18 protein-coding genes and 1 tRNA gene are annotated in these 20,201 nt (G+C 71.3%); 7 read left to right on the top strand and 12 right to left on the bottom strand.

The window, feature by feature from the left end:
- Positions 1-6 precede the first annotated feature (6 nt).
- A complete protein-coding gene (gene kynU / locus AC0NZQ_RS07325) occupies positions 7-1,254 on the top strand; it encodes a kynureninase (RefSeq protein WP_474529030.1) in 1,248 nt (415 codons plus the stop codon).
- 62 nt (positions 1,255-1,316) lie between these two features.
- Here kynU and AC0NZQ_RS07320 read toward each other — a convergent pair whose 3' ends face one another.
- Entirely contained in the window at positions 1,317-2,255 is a 939-nt protein-coding gene (locus AC0NZQ_RS07320) for an acyl-CoA desaturase (protein ID WP_474529029.1), read from the bottom strand.
- A 155-nt stretch (positions 2,256-2,410) separates the two neighbouring features.
- Here AC0NZQ_RS07320 and AC0NZQ_RS07315 point away from each other — a divergent pair.
- The 3 genes from AC0NZQ_RS07315 (at position 2,411) to AC0NZQ_RS07305 (ending at position 4,952) form a co-directional block, all read left to right on the top strand.
- Positions 2,411-2,486 (top strand) — tRNA-Gln (locus AC0NZQ_RS07315).
- A 40-nt stretch (positions 2,487-2,526) separates the two neighbouring features.
- Positions 2,527-3,969 carry a bifunctional UDP-N-acetylglucosamine diphosphorylase/glucosamine-1-phosphate N-acetyltransferase GlmU gene (gene glmU / locus AC0NZQ_RS07310; RefSeq protein WP_474529027.1) on the top strand — a complete coding sequence of 481 codons (1,443 nt, stop codon included), beginning with the start codon at positions 2,527-2,529 and terminating at the stop codon, positions 3,967-3,969.
- Positions 3,970-3,971: 2 nt separating this feature from the next.
- Positions 3,972-4,952 (top strand): ribose-phosphate diphosphokinase, encoded by a 981-nt coding sequence (locus AC0NZQ_RS07305; RefSeq protein WP_474529026.1) that lies wholly within the window; start codon positions 3,972-3,974, stop codon positions 4,950-4,952.
- 6 nt (positions 4,953-4,958) lie between these two features.
- Here the strand turns inward: AC0NZQ_RS07305 and AC0NZQ_RS07300 are convergent, their stop codons facing one another.
- The 10 genes from AC0NZQ_RS07300 to rsmI all read right to left on the bottom strand — a co-directional run bounded on the left by AC0NZQ_RS07300 (position 4,959) and on the right by rsmI (position 14,962).
- Complete coding sequence (locus AC0NZQ_RS07300) at positions 4,959-5,384, bottom strand: DUF4190 domain-containing protein (RefSeq protein WP_474529025.1); 426 nt, start codon at positions 5,382-5,384, stop codon at positions 4,959-4,961.
- Between the two features lies 1 nt (position 5,385).
- Complete coding sequence (locus AC0NZQ_RS07295; RefSeq protein ID WP_474529024.1) at positions 5,386-5,913, bottom strand: CD225/dispanin family protein; 528 nt, start codon at positions 5,911-5,913, stop codon at positions 5,386-5,388.
- Between the two features lie 14 nt (positions 5,914-5,927).
- Positions 5,928-6,767 (bottom strand): 16S rRNA (adenine(1518)-N(6)/adenine(1519)-N(6))-dimethyltransferase RsmA, encoded by an 840-nt coding sequence (rsmA, locus tag AC0NZQ_RS07290; protein WP_474529023.1) that lies wholly within the window; start codon positions 6,765-6,767, stop codon positions 5,928-5,930.
- Positions 6,764-7,978 (bottom strand): M20 metallopeptidase family protein, encoded by a 1,215-nt coding sequence (locus AC0NZQ_RS07285; RefSeq protein ID WP_474529022.1) that lies wholly within the window; start codon positions 7,976-7,978, stop codon positions 6,764-6,766. The genes rsmA and AC0NZQ_RS07285 overlap by 4 nt, the downstream gene beginning before the upstream one ends.
- On the bottom strand, positions 7,975-8,727 hold the full coding sequence (locus AC0NZQ_RS07280) for an alpha/beta fold hydrolase (RefSeq protein ID WP_474529021.1): 753 nt from the start codon (positions 8,725-8,727) through the stop codon (positions 7,975-7,977). The genes AC0NZQ_RS07285 and AC0NZQ_RS07280 overlap by 4 nt, the downstream gene beginning before the upstream one ends.
- A gap of 24 nt (positions 8,728-8,751) precedes the next feature.
- Entirely contained in the window at positions 8,752-9,912 is a 1,161-nt protein-coding gene (locus AC0NZQ_RS07275) for an aggregation-promoting factor C-terminal-like domain-containing protein (protein ID WP_474529020.1), read from the bottom strand.
- A gap of 120 nt (positions 9,913-10,032) precedes the next feature.
- Positions 10,033-11,118: a transglycosylase family protein gene (locus AC0NZQ_RS07270; protein ID WP_474529019.1), complete on the bottom strand. Its 1,086-nt coding sequence runs from the start codon at positions 11,116-11,118 to the stop codon at positions 10,033-10,035.
- A gap of 352 nt (positions 11,119-11,470) precedes the next feature.
- On the bottom strand, positions 11,471-12,313 hold the full coding sequence (locus AC0NZQ_RS07265) for a TatD family hydrolase (protein ID WP_474529018.1): 843 nt from the start codon (positions 12,311-12,313) through the stop codon (positions 11,471-11,473).
- The gene (metG, locus tag AC0NZQ_RS07260; protein ID WP_474529017.1) at positions 12,297-14,093 is read right to left on the bottom strand and encodes a methionine--tRNA ligase; all 1,797 of its coding nucleotides are present in this window, start codon (positions 14,091-14,093) and stop codon (positions 12,297-12,299) included. Before metG ends, AC0NZQ_RS07265 begins: the two co-directional genes overlap by 17 nt.
- Before the next feature lie 23 nt (positions 14,094-14,116).
- Entirely contained in the window at positions 14,117-14,962 is an 846-nt protein-coding gene (gene rsmI / locus AC0NZQ_RS07255) for a 16S rRNA (cytidine(1402)-2'-O)-methyltransferase (RefSeq protein ID WP_474529016.1), read from the bottom strand.
- Positions 14,963-15,008: 46 nt separating this feature from the next.
- Here rsmI and AC0NZQ_RS07250 point away from each other — a divergent pair, with 46 nt between their 5' ends.
- From AC0NZQ_RS07250 to AC0NZQ_RS07240, 3 genes are all read left to right on the top strand, one after another.
- Positions 15,009-16,646: a dolichyl-phosphate-mannose--protein mannosyltransferase gene (locus AC0NZQ_RS07250; protein ID WP_474529015.1), complete on the top strand. Its 1,638-nt coding sequence runs from the start codon at positions 15,009-15,011 to the stop codon at positions 16,644-16,646.
- Between the two features lie 40 nt (positions 16,647-16,686).
- Positions 16,687-17,847: a hypothetical protein gene (locus tag AC0NZQ_RS07245; RefSeq protein ID WP_474529013.1), complete on the top strand. Its 1,161-nt coding sequence runs from the start codon at positions 16,687-16,689 to the stop codon at positions 17,845-17,847.
- An 85-nt stretch (positions 17,848-17,932) separates the two neighbouring features.
- The gene (locus tag AC0NZQ_RS07240) at positions 17,933-19,459 is read left to right on the top strand and encodes an AMP-binding protein (RefSeq protein WP_474529012.1); all 1,527 of its coding nucleotides are present in this window, start codon (positions 17,933-17,935) and stop codon (positions 19,457-19,459) included.
- On the opposite strand, the gene AC0NZQ_RS07235 is transcribed toward AC0NZQ_RS07240, so the two are convergent.
- Positions 19,410-20,084, bottom strand: a complete 675-nt coding sequence (locus AC0NZQ_RS07235; protein ID WP_474529011.1) for a phosphatase PAP2 family protein — start codon at positions 20,082-20,084, stop codon at positions 19,410-19,412. The genes AC0NZQ_RS07240 and AC0NZQ_RS07235 overlap by 50 nt on opposite strands.
- Between the last annotated feature and the right edge of the window lie 117 nt (positions 20,085-20,201).

The following is a 20,201-nucleotide window of genomic DNA, read 5'->3' as shown; positions in this document are numbered from 1 at the left end:
AACGCGGTGCCTGAGCAGAGCCCGCCGGCGATCACGTCCCGGGAGGCCGCGCTCGCCGCCGACGCCGCCGATCCGCTGGGCTTCCTGCGAGCGCGCTTCGTCCTGCCCGAGGGGATCTGCTACCTGGACGGCAACTCGCTGGGCGCGCTGCCGGTTGCAGTCGGCGAGGCGGTCGCCGACACCGTCGAACGGCAGTGGGGGCGCGACCTCATCCGGTCCTGGAACGTCAACGGCTGGTGGACGCTGCCGGCCAGGGTCGGCGACCGCATCGGCGCCCTCGTCGGGGCCGCGCCCGGCCAGGTCATGTGCGGCGACTCGACGAGCATCCAGCTCTTCCAGGCCCTCACCGCGCTGGTGCGGCTCTCCCCCGGCCGCCGGACCCTGGTCACCGACGGCGGGAACTTCCCGACCGACCAGTACCTCGCCGAGTCGGTCGCCCGCCTGCTCGGGCTCACCCTGGTGCGCGTCTCGCCGCCGGAGCTCGCCTCGGTCCTCACCGACGACGTCGCGGCGGTCTCGTTCAGCGCCGTGGACTACCGCACCGGCGAGCTCTGGGACTCGGCCGGCATCACCGCCGCCGTCCACGACGCCGGCGCGCTCATGCTCTGGGACCTCGCTCACGCGGCCGGAGCGGTGCCCTTCGACCTGGACGCGATCGGCGCGGACGCGGCGGTCGGCTGCTCGTACAAGTACCTCAACGGCGGCCCCGGCGCCCCTGCCTGGCTCTACCTGGCGCAGCGGCACCACGCCGCGGCCGAGCTGCCGCTGACCGGTTGGCAGGGGCACGCCGACCCGTTCGCCCTCGAACCCGGTTACGCCCCCGCCGGCGGCATCGAGCGAGCCCGCATCGGGACGCCTGCCGTGCTCGCCATGCGGTCGCTGGACGCCGCGCTCGACGTCTTCGACGGCGTCTCGATCGCGCAGATCCGTGCCAAGTCGCTGACGCTGACCCAGCTCGTCATCGACTTCGCCGATCGCGAGCTGGCCGGGGTCACCTCGGCGACGCCGCGGGAACCGAGCCGGCGCGGCTCGCAGGTGGCGCTGCGCATCCCGGAGGCCTACGCCGTGACGCAGGCGCTGATCGCCCGCGGCGTCATCGGCGACTTCCGCGAGCCGGACATCCTGCGCCTCGGCTTCGCGGCCCCCTATCTCGGCTTCGCCGAGGTGTGGGACGCGATGACCACGCTGCGCGACGTCCTCACCAGTGGCGAGTACCGCGACCCGCGCTACGCCACGCGGGCCGCCGTCACCTGAGCGTCCTCACCAACGACGGCGGCCCGACACGAGTCTCGTGTCGGGCCGCTGTCCGTGGCGGGTCAGGCCTTGACGCGAAGCTTCTCCAGCCGCTCGGGCTTGGGCCAGCGGACGTCCGTGGCCCAACCCAGCTTCTCGAAGAGCCAGATCGTGCGGGCCGACGAGTCGATCTGGCCGCGGAGCACGCCGTGGCGGGCGGCGGTCGGGTCGGCGTGGTGCATGTTGTGCCAGCTCTCGCCGAAGCTGAGGATCGCCAGCGGCCAGAAGTTGGCGCTCTTGTCCCGAGCGGCGAAGGGACGCTCGCCGATCATGTGGCAGACCGAGTTGATGGACCACGTCACGTGGTGCAGCACGAAGATCCGCACCAGCGAGGCCCAGAAGAACGCCGAGAGCGCGCCGGCCCAGGACATCGTCACCAGGCCACCGATCGCCGCGGGCAGGAAGACCGAGACGAGCACCCACACCGGGAAGAGCTTGTCGATGCGGCTGATGTCCTTGTCGCGCAGCAGGTCCGGCGTGTACTTCTCGCGGTTCGTGTGCTCGAGGTCGAAGAGCCAGCCGATGTGGGCGAACCAGAAGCCCTTGGCCAGGCCGCGCTTGGTCTCACCGAAGCGCCACGGCGAGTGCGGATCGCCCTCCTTGTCGCTGAAGGCGTGGTGGCGGCGGTGGTCGGCGACCCAGCGGATCACCGGACCCTCGATGGCGAGCGAGCCGGCGATGGCCAGCGCTGCCCGCAGCGGCCGGTTGGCCTTGAACGAGCTGTGCGTGAAGAGGCGGTGGTAGCCGACGGTGATGCCGAGCCCGGAGACGACGTAGAAGACGAGCATCAGCACGACGTCGGTCCAGCCCATGCCCCAGCCCCAGGCGACCGGGACGGCGGCGAGGAAGGCGAGGAAGGGAAGGATCACGAAGGCGTAGAGCATGGTCTGCTCCCCGCGCTTCTTCGTTCCCTCGAAGGTCGGCTTCGGCGTGGCGCCGGGGCGCTCGTCGAGCAGGGTCATGGGCAGTGGCTCTTTTCGTTTCGTCGGGGACCGCACGCGAGCGGGCGCGGTATCGGACGGGCTACGGAAGCGTAACTTACGCAAGCGTAGCCAGGCTGTCTGTGAGCACGACATCCTCGCTCAGCGGACGTTGGCATAGGCTGAGCGGCGTTCTGTGGGGGATGGGGTAATCGGCAGCCCGCCGGCCTTTGGAGCCGTGCAGTCTCGGTTCGAGTCCGAGTCCCCCAGCCACAGCGATCCCCACCCGCGCTACGAGAGGTGCTGCCCGCCCGTGCTCGTCCCACCCGCCGCCGTCGTCGTCCTCGCCGCCGGGGAGGGCACCCGCATGCGCTCGCAGGCCACCCCCAAGGTGCTGCACGCCTTCGCCGGCCGCACCATGCTGGGCCACGTGCTGGCGGCGGCCGCGCCGCTGCGCCCGGAGCACGCGGTCGTCGTGGTGGGGCATCGCCGCGACGAGGTCACCGCCCACCTGGCGCAGATCGCACCCGACGCGGTGCCGGTCGTCCAGGCCGAGCAGAACGGCACCGGCCACGCCGCCCGGCTCGCCCTGGCGGCGGTCCCCGGCGACGCCACCGGGACGGTGGTGATCGTCCCCGGTGACGCCCCGTTGCTGACCGAGGCCGCGCTCACAGCCCTGGTCGCCGAGCACCAGTCGTCCGGGGCCGCTGCCACCCTGCTCACCAGCGTGGTCACCGACCCCACCGGCTACGGCCGGGTGGTCCGTGACAGCGACGGCGCCGTACTGCGGGTCGTCGAGCACAAGGACGCCACCCCCGACGAGCTCGGTATCGCCGAGGTCGCCACGAGCGTCTACGCCTTCGACCACTCCCTGCTGCGTGAGGCGGTGACCCGGCTCTCCACCGCCAACGCCCAGGGCGAGGAGTACCTGCCCGACGTCATCGGCATCTTCGCCGCTCAGTCGCGTCCCATCGGTGCCGTCGTCGCACCGGCCGAGGTCACCGCCGGCGTCAACGACCGGGTGCAGCTCGCCGCCGCCCACCGGGCGTACAACCAGCGCCTGCTCGAGGCGCACATGCGCGCCGGCGTGACGGTGACCGACCCCGCGACGACCTGGGTGGACGCCAGCGTCGAGCTCGCCGCGGACGTCACGCTGCGGCCGTCGGTCGAGCTGCGCGGCGCCACCTCGGTCGCCGCCGGCGCGGAGATCGGGCCGGACAGCACGCTCACCGACACCGTGGTCGGCGCCGGCGCCGTCGTCACCCGCACCGTGGCGATCAGCGCCCGGATCGGCGCTCGCGTCACCGTCGGCCCCTTCGCCTACCTCCGGCCGGGCACCGTCCTGGCCGAGGAGGCCCACGTCGGGACCTACGTCGAGCTGAAGAACGCGACCGTCGGACGGGGGTCCAAGGTGCCCCACCTGAGCTACGTCGGCGACGCCACCATCGGCGAGGGCAGCAACATCGGCGCGGCGACGGTCTTCGTCAACTACGACGGGGTCGCCAAGCACCACACCACGGTGGGCGACCACGTCCGGATCGGGTCGGACACGATGATCGTGGCCCCGCGCACCATCGGCGACGGGGCCTACACCGCCGCCGGATCCGTGCTGACCCACGACGTCCCGCCGGGTGCGATGGCCGTCGCCCGCGCGCAGCAGCGCAACGTGGCAGGCTGGGTGCAACGCAAACGAGCCGGGACGCCCGCCGCCGATGCCGCCGCACGTGCTCTCGCCCAGACCGAGCAGGAGAACTGACGATGTCCACGCTCCAGGTCGCCGGCAGCAAGAGTCTCGTGCTGCTCTCGGGCGGCGCCTATCCCGAACTGGCCGACGAGATCGGCCAGTACCTCGGCATCACGGTCACCGAGACCACGCGCCGCGTCTTCGCCAACGGCGAGCTCTTCATCCGGCCCAACGAGTCCGTCCGCGGCACGGACGCCTTCGTCGTCCAGTCGCACACCACACCCATCAACGAATGGGTGATGGAGAGCCTCATCCTCGTCGACGCGCTGAAGCGGGCCTCGGCCAAACGCATCACCGTGGTGGCGCCGTTCTACCCCTACTCGCGCCAGGACAAGAAGCATCGTGGCCGCGAGCCCATCTCGGCCCGCCTGATCGCCGACATGTTCAAGACAGCCGGTGCCGACCGCCTCATGGCCGTCGACCTGCACACCGCGCAGATCCAGGGCTTCTTCGACGGACCCGTCGACCATCTCTTCGCCATGCCGCTGCTCGCCGATCACATCCGCGAGAAGTACGGCGAGCGCGACCTCGTCGTCGTCTCCCCCGACACTGGACGCGTCCGCACGGCCGAGCAGTGGGCTGACGAGCTCGGCGGCCTGGACCTCGCCTTCGTCCACAAGAGCCGCAACATCGACGCCGCCAACGAGGTCGTCGCGAACCGCGTCGTCGGAGAGGTCAGCGGCCGCTGCTGCCTGCTCATCGACGACATGATCGACACCGCGGGCTCGATCTCCAAGGCCGCCGACCTGCTCTTCGACGAGGGCGCGACCGATGTCGTCATCGCCGCGACCCACGGCATCTTCTCCGGCCCGGCCACCGACCGGCTCAAGAACAGCCGGGTGGCCGAGGTCGTCGTCACCAACACGCTGCCCATCACGCCGGAGCAGCAGTTCGACAAGCTGACGGTGCTGTCGATCGCCCCGCTGCTCGCGAAGGCGATTAAGGAGGTCTTCGAGGACGGCTCGGTGACAAGCCTCTTCCAGGGCCGTTCCTAGCCGTTCCTAACCGCCGCTGTCGGCGACGGTGACGCCGATGACGAAGAAGAGCAGCAGCGCACCGAGTCCGACCAGCCCGAGCACGACGCCCGCGATGGCCATGCCGTCGCCGCTCTCGCCCCGCTGCTTGATCTGGCTGCGGGCCACGAGGCCGAAGATCAGCGCGAGCAGGCTGCCCAGCCAGTAGAGCCACAGCACGCCGAGGACCAGCGACGCGATCGCGAGTCCGTTGGTCGCCCGTGGCGCAGGCGGGTAGCCGTACGGCGGTGGGTAGCCGGGCTGCGGCGGATACCCCGGCGGCGGATATCCGGGGGCAGGCGGATATCCGTAGGTCGGGCTCTGACCGGGGTGGGTCGGCGGGCCGTAGGGGTCGGCGGACCAGGCGGGCGGGCCCGGATACGGCTCAGCGCCCGGCGCGGACGGATCGGTCATGTCAGGTCGTGGAGCCGACGAGGGCCACGACCACGATGAGGTAGAAGACCATGATCCCGCCCCAGACGCAGAGCGCGATGATGCCGAACTTCTTCACGCGGTCGGCCTCGCGCTGCGCGCCGGCGATGTCGCCGCGGAAGAGGGCCGGGTCGATGTTCTGCCACGCCGACACCAGCGAGTAGATGGCCAGCGGCCAGAAGAAGAGCCAGTTGACGACGAACCACCCCACCGGCTTCTGCACCGCCCCCATCGCGGGGTACGGCGCCGGCGGGTAGCCGGGCTGACCGTAGGGCTGCTGACCATACGGCTGCTGCCCGTACTGCCCCTGCTGCCCGTACGGCTGCTGGCCATACGGCTGCTGCCCGTAGGCGGGCTGCCCGTACTGCCCCTGCTGCCCGTACTGCCCGTAGGAGGGCTGGCCGGACGACGACTGCTGACCCGGCTGCTGCCCGGAGGGCTGCTGGCCGGGCTGCTGCCAGGAGGGCTGCTGGCCGGGCTGCTGACCGTAGGGCTGCTGCGGGTACGTCACGGTGAGTTCCTCCGTCAGGGCCGCGTGGCGGCCAAACGCGCGAAATCGATGACGGACAGGGTCTCACCCCGCGCGCCCGGATCGATACCCGCCTCGCGCAGCGCCGTCTCGGCGGCGGGCGCGGAGCCCGCCCAGGACGACAACGCCGCACGCAGCGTCTTGCGTCGCTGGGCGAAGGCGGCGTCCACGACGGCGAAGACGTCCGCCCGCGTCGCCGAGGTCGGCGGCGGTTCGCGGACCAACAGCCGCACCAGACCGGAGTCCACGTTGGGGACGGGCCAGAAGACGGCCCGCGGCACCGCACCGGCACGGCTCGTCTCGGCGAACCAGGCGGCCTTGACGCTGGGCACGCCGTAGACCTTGCTACCCGGCGCGGCGGCCAGCCGGTCGGCCACCTCCGCCTGCACCATCACCAGCCCACGGCGCAGCGAGGGCAGCGTGGTGAGCAGGTGCAGCACGACCGGCACCGCCACGTTGTACGGCAAGTTGGCGACCAGGGCGGTGGGTGCGGCCCCCGGCAGCTCGGTCGTGCGCAGCGCGTCGCCCGTGACCGTGATCAGCTCTGCCTCGGGGCAGCGCTGCGCCACCGTCTCCGGCAGCGCGGCGGCGAGCACCGGATCGATCTCCAGCGCCGTCACCGGATGTCCGGCGGCGAGCAGTCCCAGGGTCAGCGACCCCAGCCCGGGGCCCACCTCGAGGACGCGCTCACCGGGTTCCAGCTCGGCGGTGCGGACGATGCGCCGGATGGTGTTGGGGTCGTGGAGGAAGTTCTGGCCGAGCTGCTTGGTCGGGCGGACACCGAGCCGGCCGGCCAGCGTGCGGATCTCGGCCGGGCCGAGGAGCGGATCGGTCACGTCCCGGTGGGGCGCGAGAGCGTGGCGAGCGCCAGCGAGGCGTAGAGCGCGGCGCCGGTGGGCAGGACACCCTCGTCGAAGTGCGCGAACGGCGAGTGGTTGTAGGGCGCGGCATCCGGGTCGACGCCCGGCGCGCACGCCCCGAGGAAGGCCATGGCGCCGGGGACGGCGTCGAGCACGCGGGAGAAGTCCTCGGAGCCGGTGTGCGGGTTCGGCATGATCATGGCGGCCGGCTCGCCCAGCAGCTCGGCGGCGGTGGCCCCCAGCAGATCGGTCATCCCCGCGTCGTTCACGGTCACCGGGTACAGCGACTCGTACTCGACCTCGGCACGCAGCCCGTGAGCCTCGGCGATGCCGCGGACCAGGCGAACCGCCTTCTCGCTCATCGCCGCCTGGTGCGCGGCCGAGAACGAGCGGACCGTCGCCTGGAACTCGGCACGCTCGGGGATGATGTTGTGCTGCGTGCCGGCGTGGAGGTTGCCCACCGTGACCACGACCGGGTCGAAGACGTCGAACTGTCGGGTGACCAACGTCTGCAGCGCCGTGATGATCTCGGCCGTCACCGCGACGGGATCCTGCGCCCGATGCGGGTTGGACGCGTGCCCGCCGGTGCCGATCACCGTGACGTGCAGGGTGTCGGCGGCGGCGAGCATGGGCCCCGGTCGCAGCGCCACCACGCCGTTCGGCACGGTCGAGGAGGTGACGTGCAGGAAGAAGGCGGCCTCGGGGCGCGGACCGGCGACCTCGAGGATGCCGTCGGCGATCATGTGTCCGGCGCCGTCGTAGCCCTCCTCCCCGGGCTGGAACATGAAGATCACGTCCCCGGCGAGCGCGTCACGCCGGGCGGCGAGCAGCCGGGCGGCGCCGATCAGCATCGTCGTGTGGAGGTCGTGGCCGCAGGCGTGCATGGTGCCGGTGGTGGCAGCGAAGTCCAGCCCGGTCTGCTCGGCGAGCGGCAGGCCGTCCATGTCGGCCCGCAGCAGCACCGAGCGCTCACCCGTCCCCCCGGCACCACCGCGCAGGACGGCCGCGACCGACCCGAGGCCGGCGCGGCCGGTCGTGATCTCCAGCGGGAGGCCGTCGAGCTCACGCAGGACGCGCTCCTGCGTCCTCGGCAGCTCCAGGCCCAGTTCGGGGTGGCGGTGCAGATCCCGGCGCAGCGCGACCAGCTCGTCGGACTGCCCCCGGGCGTCGTCGAGCACGGCGCTCACAGCTCCGCCTCGAAGGCACGTACCGCGGCCACGAAACGGTCGGGCTGGACCAGGTGCGGATAGTGACCGTCACCGTCCCAGACCTCGACGGTCGCACCGGGAACGAGCGAGCTCAGCCAGGCGGCGTAGTCCGGGCCGGGGTCGATGCCGAAGAGGGAGAGATACGGCACCCGGACCGCGCGCGCCGTGGCCGACACCGCGGCGCTGACCTCGTCGGCGGTGTGGTCCAGCAGCAGCGACCAGGTGCCGAGGACGACGTCCTGGCGAGGCGCCCGCAGCCGCGACAGCCGTCCGAACTCCTCGTCGCCGAGGCGTCCCCGCAGGCCGTCGAAGAGCGCGGTGATGACCTCGCCGAAGGCGTCGCCCCGCAGCGCCGGTTCGGCCTGCTTGAGCTGGTCCTGCAGCGAGGCGAGGTCCAGCGACTGGTCGACGTTGACCACCCCGCGGGTCGGATAGGCCGCGGCGTAGGCGGTGGCGACGGTCCCGCCGAGCGAGTGACCGACGACGAGCGGGACCTCGTCACCGACCAGCGGCGCGAGGTCGGCGGCGTAGTCGGCGAGCCCGTACGCCTCCCCGGCCGGCGACTCACCGTGCCCGCGCAGATCGACCCGCAGCACGGTGTGGTCGTGCGCCAGCTCGTTGGTCAGCGGGTCCCAGGACCGCCGATCCTCGGTGATGCCGTGCAGCAGGACCAGCAGTGGTCCGGTACCGCGGCGGTCGTGGGCGAGCTCGAGGACGTCAGGTGCCACCCGACGACCCTAGCCCCCGACCGATCAGTAGTAGTGGTTCGCGTTCCAGAAGCTCAGCGCGCCGCAGGGGGTGTCGTAGCGGGCGGCGATGTAGCCCAGGCCCCACTTGATCTGCGTCTCCGCGCTGGTCTGCCAGTCCGGCCCGGCGGAGGCCATCTTGGAGCCGGGGAGGGCCTGCGGGATGCCGTAGGCACCGCTGCCGGAGTTCTCGGCCGTGACGCGCCAACCGCTCTCGCGGTTCCACATCTCGACGAGGCAGCTGTACTGGTCGTCGCCCCAGCCGCGCTGCGCCGCCAGTTGCTTCGCGATCGCCTTGGCCGAGCCGGGGCTCGGCGTCGGGGCCATGGCGGCGAGGGCGACCTTCTTGGTGCCGACAGCCAGGATCCGGGTCCGCGGCGCGGTCAGCGTCACCGTCTTGACCTTGCGGGAGGCCGACTTCTTGCCGTCGACGGTGGTGATGACGTACGTGACCTGGGCCTTGCCGTTGCGGCCGGGCCGGATGACCTTCGTGGCGCCCTTGCGCAGGTCGCCGTCGTTCTTGCGGGTCGTGGCGTAGTCGAGGTCGACGGTGCGCGTCAGCGTCTTCTGCGCGACCCGCTGGATCACGATGGTCTGACCCTGGGCGGTCGCGGCGCTCGGCGCCACCGAGAGCCGGTCGTCGCCGTCGACGCGGACCGCGATGGTGGCCAGCAGCCGCGCCACGGTCGGCTCGGTGGTGCTGACCGTCTCGCGCTGGCCGTCGTGGACCACGGTGACGACACGGGGGGTCCGGATGGCGATGGCGGTGGGGTCGAGCGGGAGCCGCCGGGAGCGCGAGACGGAGACGAAGTCGCTGTCGGAGTAACCCAGCTGCGCGAGCGCCACTGCGACGGTGGGGGCGGTCGTCCAGATGGACTGCGCCTTGCCGTCGACGTTGAGGTGCAGCAGCCGGGCCCGGTTGACGACCACCTTCATGCCGTCCTTGACCGAGGTCGTGGTGGACGGGGCGACGAGGTCGCGCTGCTTGACCTTGAGGCCCTGGTCGGAGAGCAGCGCGCCGACGTCACTGGCGGTGGTGGAGACCGTCCGGGCCTTGCCGTCGACGGTCAGGGTGACGCTCTTGTCGACCGACATCCACACGACCGGGGCGGCCACGAGGCCGGCCAGGACGGCGCCGTAGAGGCCGTACTTCACACTTCGCAGCACGGTGAAAGGGCTCCTCGAGCTCTGTCGTCAGTGGGGGTGGTCGGTCACGAAACAGTAACGGACCGCCGGCGGCAGGGCGCAGGGACCCTGGTCCCGCCGGAATGATCTTTGGGACCGGACTTACAGCCGTGCGCCACAGACGGGCCACGGGCTGGAGCCGCGGCTGTTGTAGAGCTTGGTCGCGATGTCGATCTGCTCCTCACGGCTGGCGAGGTCGGCGCGCGGGGCGTACTTGCCGCCACCGTTGGCCAGCCAGGTGCCGGAGTCGAACTGCAGGCCGCCGTAGAAGCCGTTGCCGGTGTTGATGTGCCAGTTGCCGCCGGCCTCGCACTGGGCCATGGCGTCCCAGTTCAGGCCGTTGTTCTGCAGCTTGCGCACCTTGGTGCCGTACTTGACCACCTGCTCGCGCGCCTCGCGCGTCGTGGTCCGGGAGAGCACTTTGCTCGACGTGCGCTTGCCGTCGACGTAGACGATCGAGTAGGTGACCCGCTCGGCGCCTTCGCGCCCCTTGCGCACCACCTGCGACTCGCCCTTGTACATCGACTTGTCGCTGACGCGGTTGACGGTGAAGTCGACGCTCTCGCTCCGCACCACCTGCTTGGTCTCGACCCGCTGCACCCGGACGCGCAGCCCGTCGGTGAGCGGGGTGTCCAGGGCCGGCGTGACGCGGTCCTCCGCGCCGAGGGTGATGTCGAGGTTGACCAGCAGGTCGCGGACCGTGCTCGCGGTGGAGACCGCGTCGGCGGTGCGCTTGTCGTGGATCACGGCGACGTCCTTGGGCGCGCGCATGACGATCGACGTGGTCGCGTCCACCGGGAGGCGCTTGGAACGGGAGACCGAGACGAAGTTCGCCTGCGAGTAGCCCAGCGCGGAGAGCGCCTGCGCGACGGTGGGCGCCGTGGTCCAGACGCTGCGCGGCTTGCCGTCCACGACCAGCTTCAGCAGCCGGCCCTGTTTCAGGACGATCTTGGTGCCGTCCTTGATCGCGGTGTCGGGGCTCGGCGCGACGAGGTCGTGCGCGTTGATCTTGTAGCCGGCGTCGGCCAGGACACCGCGCACGTTGTCGGCTTGGGCGTCGACGGTGCGGCTCTTGCCGTCCACCACCAGCGTCACGGGGGTCCCGCCCGCGGTGGCGAAGGCGGCGGTTCCGCCGACGATGCCCGCGAGGACCGCCCCGTACAGGCCGTACTTGAGACTGCGACGCACGTACTCACTCCCGTGGATGTCGGGCATCCGTTAGCCCGGCTCGTTGGTCACGACAACGTAACGAGAGCCCACGACCGAGTCCAAAACCCCATGCCGGCGATCTGTCCGTTTCGCGTGATTCGCGGCATGTTTGCGCTCGAAGCCGACCGGCAACGCTTCCGGTGACGCACCGTGTCCGGCAAGGTTCGAGCGGCACTTGAGACAGTGACGCGACGCGCCCCGGTCGCGGGGCTTGGAGCAGTTCGCCGTTGCGACGGGTGCAGCCCTCGGGCAGCACTCTTCAGACGCACGGCGCGTGCCTAACAGTTGCCCGTCGGCGACTTTTGTGACTCACCTCACATTGGACGCCGTATCAGCGCGTCGTGATCCCGAACACGCGCTCGGCCGTGGCCGCCATCACGGCGGCGAGTGCATCGGGGTCGTGCCCGCCGGCGGCCGCCAGACCCCGCAGCGTCAGGGGTAGCAACCGGGGCGCGTTGGGGCGGCCCCGGTGCGGATGCGGGGTCAGGAACGGCGCGTCGGTCTCCACCAGCAGGTGCTCGGCCGGTACGACCCCCGCAGCCTCACGCAGCTCCGGCGCGTTGCGGAAGGTCACCACGCCGGGGAAGGAGAGCACGTACCCCGCCGCGACGCACTCCCGCGCCATGGCCGCGTCACCGGAGAAGGCATGGAAGACCACCTGCGCCGGCGGTCCCTCCTCCCGCAGGATGCGCAGCACGTCGGCGTGGGCCTCCCGGTCGTGGATCATCAGCGGCAGTCCGGTGGCCTTGGCCAGCTCGATGTGCCGTCGGAAGTGCCGCTGCTGGTCAGCCGGCTCGGTGCGGTCCCAGTAGTAGTCCAGCCCGGTCTCGCCGACGGCGACGACTTTGGGGTGCCCGGCGAGCCGCTCCAGCTCGGCATAGCCGTCCTCGTCGAGGTCCGCGACCTCCGTCGGATGCACCGCGACGGCGGCGTAGACGTCGGGATGGCCGTCGGCGGCGGCGACGCACCACCGCGAGGAGGCCACCGTGTCCCCCACCGTGACGGCCGCGACGACGCCCACCTCGCGCGCCGCGGCCATCTGCGTCGCGACGAAGGCGGCGTCGGGCGCGAGCCCTGCCCGCTGCGCCATCGCGTCCAGGTGCGTGTGAGCGTCCAGGACGGGCGTGCGCAGCGGCTCCGGGGAGGGCGGCGGCTGGTCAGTCCGCGGGGGCAAGGCGCTCGAGCTCCTCGGCCACGACCTTGGGGTCGAGCTTGGTGAAGACCGGCGTCGGTGCGGCCAGCGGCCGTCCCACCTCGATCGGCCGCGACTCCCAGCGGGCGCCGGTGTCGTAGTCCCCGGTGAGCACCGAGTAGCTCGGCGAGCCCGCCGCGGTGGGCTCGTCCACCTCGACGAGCTCAGGCATCCCGGCCCAGCGCTCCTCACCGCGCAGCAACGCGTGGATCTTCGTCGAGGAGGAGGGCAGGAACGGCGTCAGCAGCGTCTTGGCGTCGTCCACCACCTGCAGCGCCACGTGCAGGACGGAGGCCATCCGCTCGGGGTCGGCGTTCTTCAGCTTCCAGGGCTCCATGTCGGACAGGTACTTGTTGGCAGCGCTGACGATGCCCATGGCCTCGCCGACGGCAGCCTTCTGCCGGGAGCGCGCCAGCAACTCGCCGATGGAGGCGAAGGCATTGCGCGAGGTCGCCAGCAGCGCGTGGTCGGCGTCGGTCAGCTCCCCCGGCGCCGGGATCGCGCCGAGGTTCTTGGCCGTCATCGAGATGGTGCGGTTCACCAGGTTGCCCCAGCCACCGACGAGCTCGTCGTTGTTGCGGCGGACGAACTCGGCCCAGGTGAAGTCGGTGTCCTGGTTCTCCGGTCCGGCGACGGCGAGGTAGTAGCGCAGCGCGTCGGCGTCGTAGCGCGAGAGCACGTCGCCCACGTAGATGACGACGCCCCGCGAGGAGGAGAACTTCTTCCCCTCCATGGTGAGGAACTCGCTGGAGACGACCTCGTGGGGTCGGTCCAAGGCTCCCAGCGACCCCGGCTCGCCGCCCTTAGCGCCGATCCCCGAGTAGCCGAAGAGCATCGCCGGCCAGATCTCGCTGTGGAAGACGATGTTGTCCTTGCCCATGAAGTAGTAGGCGCGGGCCTCCGGGTTCTGCCACCAGGCTCGCCAGGCCTCCGGGTCGCCGCTGCGCTGCGCCCACTCGATGGAGGCCGAGAGGTAGCCGATGACGGCGTCGAACCAGACGTAGATCTTCTTGTCCGAGCGGTCACGCCAGGCGTCCAGCGGGATCGGCACGCCCCATTCCAGGTCGCGGGTGATCGCGCGGGGCTTGAGGTCGTCGAGCAGGTTGAGGCTGAACCGCTGCACGTTGGGGCGCCAGTGGTCCTGCTTCTTCAGCCAGTCGGCCAGCACCTCACCGAAGGCCGGGAGGTCCAGGAAGTAGTGCTCGGTCTCGACGAACTTCGGCGTCTCGCCGTTGATACGGCTCGTGGGGTTGATGAGGTCGACCGGATCGAGCTGGTTGCCGCAGTTGTCGCACTGGTCCCCGCGGGCCGACGGGTAGTGGCAGATCGGGCACTCGCCCTCGATGTAGCGATCGGGCAACGTCCGCCCGGTGGAGGGGCTCACCGCGCCGAGCTGGGTCTGCGGGAAGATGTAGCCGTTCTTGAGCAGGCCCAGGAAGAGCTCCTGGACGACCGCGTAGTGGTTGCGCGTGGTCGTCCGGGTGAAGAGGTCGTAGCTGAGCCCCAGGTTCTGCAGATCCTTGGCGATGACCAGCGCGTTGCGGTCGGCCAGCTCGCGGGCGCTGACGCCCTCGTTGTCGGCCTGCACCTGGATCGGCGTGCCGTGCTCGTCGGTACCGCTGACCATCAGCACCTTGTTCCCCGCCATCCGCTGGTAGCGGCTGAAGACGTCGGACGGGACGCCGAAGCCGGCGACATGTCCGATGTGGCGCGGGCCGTTGGCATACGGCCACGCGACGGCGGTGAGGATATGGTCGGTCACGGGTCAAGCGTAGTGAGGCGACCTCAGCCGTTCTTCGCCGCGACGACAGCGGCGTAGACATCCCGCTTGCGCAGCCCGGTGTCCCGGGCCACGTCGGCGATGGCGTCCTTGCGTGACACCCCGGCGCGCTCGCGGACGGCGACGGCCGCGGCGAGGTCGTCCGGCGTGGCGTCGACCTCCCGCTCCGGGGCGCCGGCCACGACGAGGGTGATCTCCCCGCGGACCTCGCCGGTCGCCCAGTCGGCGAGGTCGGCCAGGCTGCCCCGGACGACCTCCTCGTGGGTCTTGGTGAGCTCGCGGCAGACCGCGGCGCGGCGGTCCGCGCCGAAGGCGGCGCGCAGGTCGGCCAGGGCCTCGGCCGTCCGGTGCGGCGCCTCGAAGAAGACCAGGGTGCGGCGTTCGGCGGCCAGTGCGTCCAGCGCGCGGCGCCGGTCCCCGGACTTGCGCGGCAGGAAGCCCTCGAAGCAGAAGCGGTCCACCGGCAGCCCGGAGACGGCCAGCGCGGTCGTCACCGCGGAGGGGCCGGGCAGGCAGGTCACCTCGATCTCGTCGGCGACGGCGGCCGAGACGAGGCGGTAACCGGGGTCGGAGACCGAAGGCATGCCCGCGTCGGTCACCACCAGCACATCGGCACCGCCCCGCAGCAGCTCGAGCAGCTGGGGCACCCGGCCGGTCTCGTTGCCGTCGAAGAAGGAGACGATCCGCCCCGTCGGGGTGACCTCGAGGTCTCGGCAGAGCCGCTGCAGCCGCCGGGTGTCCTCGGCGGCGATCACCGCCGTGACGGCGAGCGCGTCCCGCAGCCGCGCCGAGGCGTCGCCGGGGCGGCCCAGCGGCGTCGCGGCCAGCAGCACCCGTCCCGGCTCGACCATGGCGCGCACCCTATTCCCCCAGCGGGCAGCCCCTACTATCGAGCGCGTGACGGCGACCCTCGAGGCTCCCGCGGACGGCGCGGGTGAGCCGCCGGCGGCCCCGGCACCACGGCCGCGGCGCCCCGTACCCGGACCGCTCGCCGCCTGGCACGACCCGAGGCCGGGCCTCGGCTGGCTGATGACGGCCGTCGTCGCCCTGCTCGCCGGGCTGACGCGGTTCTGGGCGCTCGGTTCGCCGCCCGGTCTCAACGCGATCCCCAAGAACGGCATGCAGTTCGACGAGGTCTACTACGCCGTCGAGGCCCAGGAGATCCTGCGCTACGGCTACGAGGACAACCGCGGCTACATGTTCATCGTCCACCCGCCACTGGGGAAGTGGCTCATCGCAGCGTCGGAGTGGCTGCTGGGCGGGCGGGACTCGACCGAGAACCTCACCAACTCCCTCGGCTGGCGGATAGCGCCGGCGATCGTCGGCACGCTCGCGGTCGTCATCGTGGCGCGCACCGTCCGGCGGATGATGCGCTCGACCCTCTTCGGCGGTATCGCCGGCGTGCTGATGGCGCTCGAGGGGCTCTCGCTGGTGCTCTCGCGCACCGCGATCCTGGACATCTTCCTGCAGTTCTTCGTCATCGCGGCCTTCGCCGCCCTCGTCGTCGATCGGGACCGGATGCGGGCTCGCCTCGGCGAGCTCGTCGCCGACGGCGCGGACCTCAGCCAGGGCGGCGTGCCGAGCCTCGGCCCCCGGCCGTGGCGGCTGCTCGGCGGGGTGCTGCTGGGGCTGGCCTGTGGCGTGAAATGGTCGGCGCTGTCGTTCTTCCTCATCTTCGCGATCATGTCGCTGGTCTGGGACCGCGCCGCGTTGAAGTCCGCCGGGGTGCGGCGGCCGCTGCGCAGTTGGCTGCGCCGGGCGGTGTTGCCCGGTCTCGGCTCGCTGCTGGCGGCTCCGGTCGCGGCCTACCTCTTCACCTGGCTGGGATGGTTCACCGGCGAGAACGCCTGGAACCGGCACTGGGCCGACAGCCACGGCACCTCGGCCAAGCTGCTGGGCGTCATCCCCTTCAACTGGGGGTGGGTACCGGGGCCGATCAGGTCGCTGGGCGACTACCACCTCAACGCCTACCGCTTCCACGAGGGGCTGGACAGCCCGCACGCCTACCAGTCCAACCCGTGGTCCTGGCTGGTGCTCGGCCGCCCGGTGAGCTTCTACTACGACGGCTCGCAGAGCGGCTGCGGTGCGTCGTCCTGCTCGCGGGCGGTGCTGCTGATCGGGACGCCGCTGCTGTGGTGGGCCTTCGTACCCATGCTGTTGTGGCTGGCCTGGCACTGGCTCACCACCCGCGACTGGCGCGCCGGCGCGATCTGGTTCGCCTTCGCCGCCGGCTGGCTGGTCTGGTTCCAGAATCTGGACCGCACCATGTTCCTCTTCTACATGGCCCCGCTGGTCCCGTTCCTGGTCATCGGGCTGACCCTGGCCCTGGGGGTGGTGCTCGGCCCCGCCGTCCGCCCCGGTCCCGCCGATCGGGTCCTCGCTGCGCGGCGGCGTCGCACGTGGGGGACGGCGGCGCTGGCGGGTTACCTCGCGCTGGTCGTCGCGGATTTCGCCTGGATGTGGCCGCTCTTCACCGGTGGCCTGTTGACCTACGACGTGTGGCACGCGCATATGTGGCTGCCCTCGTGGGTATGAGGACCAAATCAGGACCGCCAGTTCTCAGGAGGAAACCCATATGAGCCTCGCCGCCAAGGTGCGTCGTGCTCCGCTGCGCGCCGTCACGGGCGCCTTCATCCTCAACTCCGGCATCGGGAAGTTGAGCGCGGACGAGGAGACCGCGACGCAGCTGCACGGTCTGGCCAGCGGCACCTACGGGTTCCTCGGCAAGATCGATCCGAAGCTGTTCGTCAAGGGCGTCGCCGTCGGCGAGCTCGCCGTTGGCGGTGCGCTGCTGGCCCCGGTCGTCTCGCCGGTGATCGCCGGCGCCGCCCTCGCGGGCTTCTCCGCGTCGCTGCTCAACATCTACGTCAACACGCCGGGCATGCACGACGACAAGTTCCGGCCGACCCAGCAGGGCCTACCGATCGCCAAGGACGTCTGGATGCTCGGCATCGGTGTCGGCCTCGTGGCCGACGGGGTGCTGTCCCCGGCGCACGACAAGAAGGTCGAGCTCAGCGCGACCGTCCACGAGAAGCTCAGCCGTCGCCAGCGTCGCAAGGCCCGTAAGGCCGCGCGCAAGTCCGGCGCCGAGGCGTTGGAGCTCGCCCGTCACCGGCAGCAGGATCTCAACAAGAAGGCCAGCAAGGCGCTGAAGAAGGCGCAGAAGAAGGCCACGAAGTCCGACGCCGGCAAGCGGGCGCTGCAGGCCTCGGAGGACGCCGCCAAGCGGCTGGCCGACAAGCGTGACGAGCTGGCGCCGGTCGTCGCCAAGCAGGCCGAGCGCGCCCGGGCGAAGGCCGAGGACGTCTACGAGACCGTCGCTCCGGTCGTCGCCGAACGAGCGAAGCAGGCCCGCGACACCGCGGTGGATCTCTACGACCAGTACGCGCCGGTCGTGGCCGACCGTGCCAAGGACGCCGCCGACCGCGCCCGCGGCACCGCCACCGAGCTCTACGGCGAGTACGCCCCGGCCGTCACCGACCGCGCCAAGGACCTCGGCCGGCAGGCTCGCGAGACGGCTCCGGTCGTCGCCGACCGCGCCCGTGTTGTCGCCAAGGACGCCGCCAAGCAGGCCCGCACCGCCGCCGCGGACTGGTACGACGACGCCAGCACCATCGCCGAGAAGAAGGCCAAGCAGACTCGCCGGGCGGCCAAGAAGACGGCGAAGAAGCAGTTCAAGCAGGCCAACAAGGCCACCCAGCAGCAGCTCAAGCAGGTGCGCAAGAAGGTCGCCTGAGCCTCGACAGTTCGTCGCGGGTTCCCACGAGAGCCTCCCGATGGTGTGATCGGTTGCAGACCGTCCACCGCCGGGAGGCTCTCGCGTGTACTACCCCTTGACCGTCCGCGACTTCATCGATCGCGCCGTCACCACCTATCCCGATCGCATCGGCGTCGTCGACGAGCCCGACCAGCCCGCGCCGAGCCTCGGCGAGCTCAGCTACCGCCGGATGGCCGAGCTGGCCGCGGCGCAGGCGGCCAAGTTGGACTCGCTCGGCGTCGGCGAAGGCGGCCGGGTCGCCTTCGTCAGCGAGAACTCCGCGCGGCTGCTGACATCCTTCTACGGTGTCTCCGGCTACGGCCGCGTCCTCGTCCCGATCAACTTCCGCCTCAGCCACGCCGAGATCCGCTACATCGTCGGGCACAGCGGCGCCGACGTGGTCTACGTCGATCCGGCGCACCGAGACGTCCTCGCCGACCTGGACGTGACGCACAAGTTCGTCCTGGGCGACGACGACGACCTGTACCTGCCCGGTGTGGCACCGGCGCCGTGGCGGGAGCCGGACGAGGCCGCCACCGCCACCATCAACTACACCTCCGGCACCACCGCACGCCCCAAGGGCGTGCAGCTGACCCACCGCAACAACTGGCTCAACGCCACCGTCTTCGGCCTCCACGTCACCGCGAGCGACCGGGACGTCTACCTGCACACGCTGCCGCAGTTCCACGCCAACGGCTGGGGTATGCCCTTCGCCATGACCGGCGTCGGGGCCAAGCACGTCATCCTGCGCAAGGTCGACGGCACCGAGATCCTGCGACGGATCGACCGGCACGGCGTCACCGTGATGTGCGCGGCGCCGGCGGTCATCGCGGCCGCCCTCGACGCCGCGCCCGACTGGTCCGGCGAGATCCCCGGTCGCGACCGGCTCCGCATCATCGCCGCCGGCGCCCCGCCGCCCACCCGAACGATCGAACGCGTCCTGGACGAGCTGGGCTGGGAGTTCATCCAGATCTACGGCCTCACCGAGACCTCCCCGCTCGTCACCGTCAACCGGCAGCGGGCCGAATGGGACGAGCTCGACACCCACGAGCGGGCCCGCCGCCTCGGCCGCGCCGGGACGCCGGCCCTCGGCGTCCGGGTCATGATCGACAACGACGGCGAGGTGCTGACGCAGTCCAACCACAATCTGGACGGCTACTGGGAGCAGCCCGACGCGACGGCCGAGGCGCAGGCCGGCAACTGGTTCCACACCGGCGACGGCGGCAGCTTCGACGACGGCTACCTGACGATCTCGGACCGCAAGAAGGACGTCATCATCAGCGGCGGGGAGAACGTCTCGTCCATCGAGGTGGAGGACGCCCTCATGTCCCACCCGGCGGTCAGGGAGGTCGCCGTCATCGGCATCCCGGACGAGAAGTGGGGCGAGCTGGTGACCGCCCTCGTCGTCACCGACGGCTCGGAGGTGTCGGCCGACGCCCTCATCACGCACTGTCGCACCGTGCTGGCCGGCTACAAGTGCCCCAAGCGGGTGGACTTCGTCGACGAGCTGCCCCGCACGGCGACCGGCAAGCTGCAGAAGTTCAAGCTGCGCGAGCAGTTCTGGTCCGGCCGCGAGCGGCAGGTGAACTGAGGCGCGGTCCGACCAGATCGAGCCCCAGCGCGATCGTCAGCATCACGCCGACGCCGAGACAGGTACCGCCGAGGGTGTCGGTGGCGTAGTGGTAGTCGTTGCGGACCAGCCCGACGGCGGCGAATGCGCTCCAGACGGCGACCAGGAGGCCGGCGGCCAGCTTGACCTTGGCCGCCGCCCCGCTCGCCAGCAGCGGGATCAGCAGCAGCATGAGCGCGCAGACGAGCCCCGTCTGGTGGCCGCTGGGATAGGCGTAGCCGGCCTTGACCGCTCCACCGGAGGCCACCTCCACCGCGCCGTACAGCCGGTCGAAACCGGGCTTGAGAACGTGGGACTCGAGGACCAGGCCGGCAGCCGGGCCGACGACGCCGAGGACGGCGAGGTCCCACCGGCCGACGAGGGCGGCCCCGATCACGACCACCGCGCAGAGGCCGATGCTGAGTGCCGGTTCGGAGAGCGCCAGCGTCACCTGGCTGAAGCCTGTCCCCGTGTGGGCGAAGAGCCAGCTGTGGACGTCAGCGTCGAAGCGGGTCGGATCACGGCTGTCACGCAGGAACCACCCCATGACCAGCAGCACGGCCCAGGCCAGGACCGCGACGACGCCTCCCCACCTGCTCCGCGGCACCAGGCGAGCCCGCGATCTCCCGTGCGGCGCGGCGTCCATAGCGGCGATGGTCGCAGAGTCGGCCTGGCGATTGCCGATGGACGTGCGCCGCGCCACTGTTCGGCCCGCCGCCCGTGC

This window comes from Jatrophihabitans sp. sgz311053 (assembly GCF_056135305.1).
Note: the sequence above shows the minus strand (reverse complement) of the source record. Positions and strands in the feature narration are given on the sequence as shown.

Coding starts and splice junctions, on each gene's coding strand:
- AC0NZQ_RS07320 (WP_474529029.1), bottom strand. CDS start 2,255: ATGACCCTGCTCGACGAGCGCCCCGGCGCCACGCCGAAGCCGACCTTC.
- AC0NZQ_RS07305 (WP_474529026.1), top strand. CDS start 3,972: ATGTCCACGCTCCAGGTCGCCGGCAGCAAGAGTCTCGTGCTGCTCTCG.
- AC0NZQ_RS07300 (WP_474529025.1), bottom strand. CDS start 5,384: ATGACCGATCCGTCCGCGCCGGGCGCTGAGCCGTATCCGGGCCCGCCC.
- rsmI (WP_474529016.1), bottom strand. CDS start 14,962: ATGGTCGAGCCGGGACGGGTGCTGCTGGCCGCGACGCCGCTGGGCCGC.
- AC0NZQ_RS07245 (WP_474529013.1), top strand. CDS start 16,687: ATGAGCCTCGCCGCCAAGGTGCGTCGTGCTCCGCTGCGCGCCGTCACG.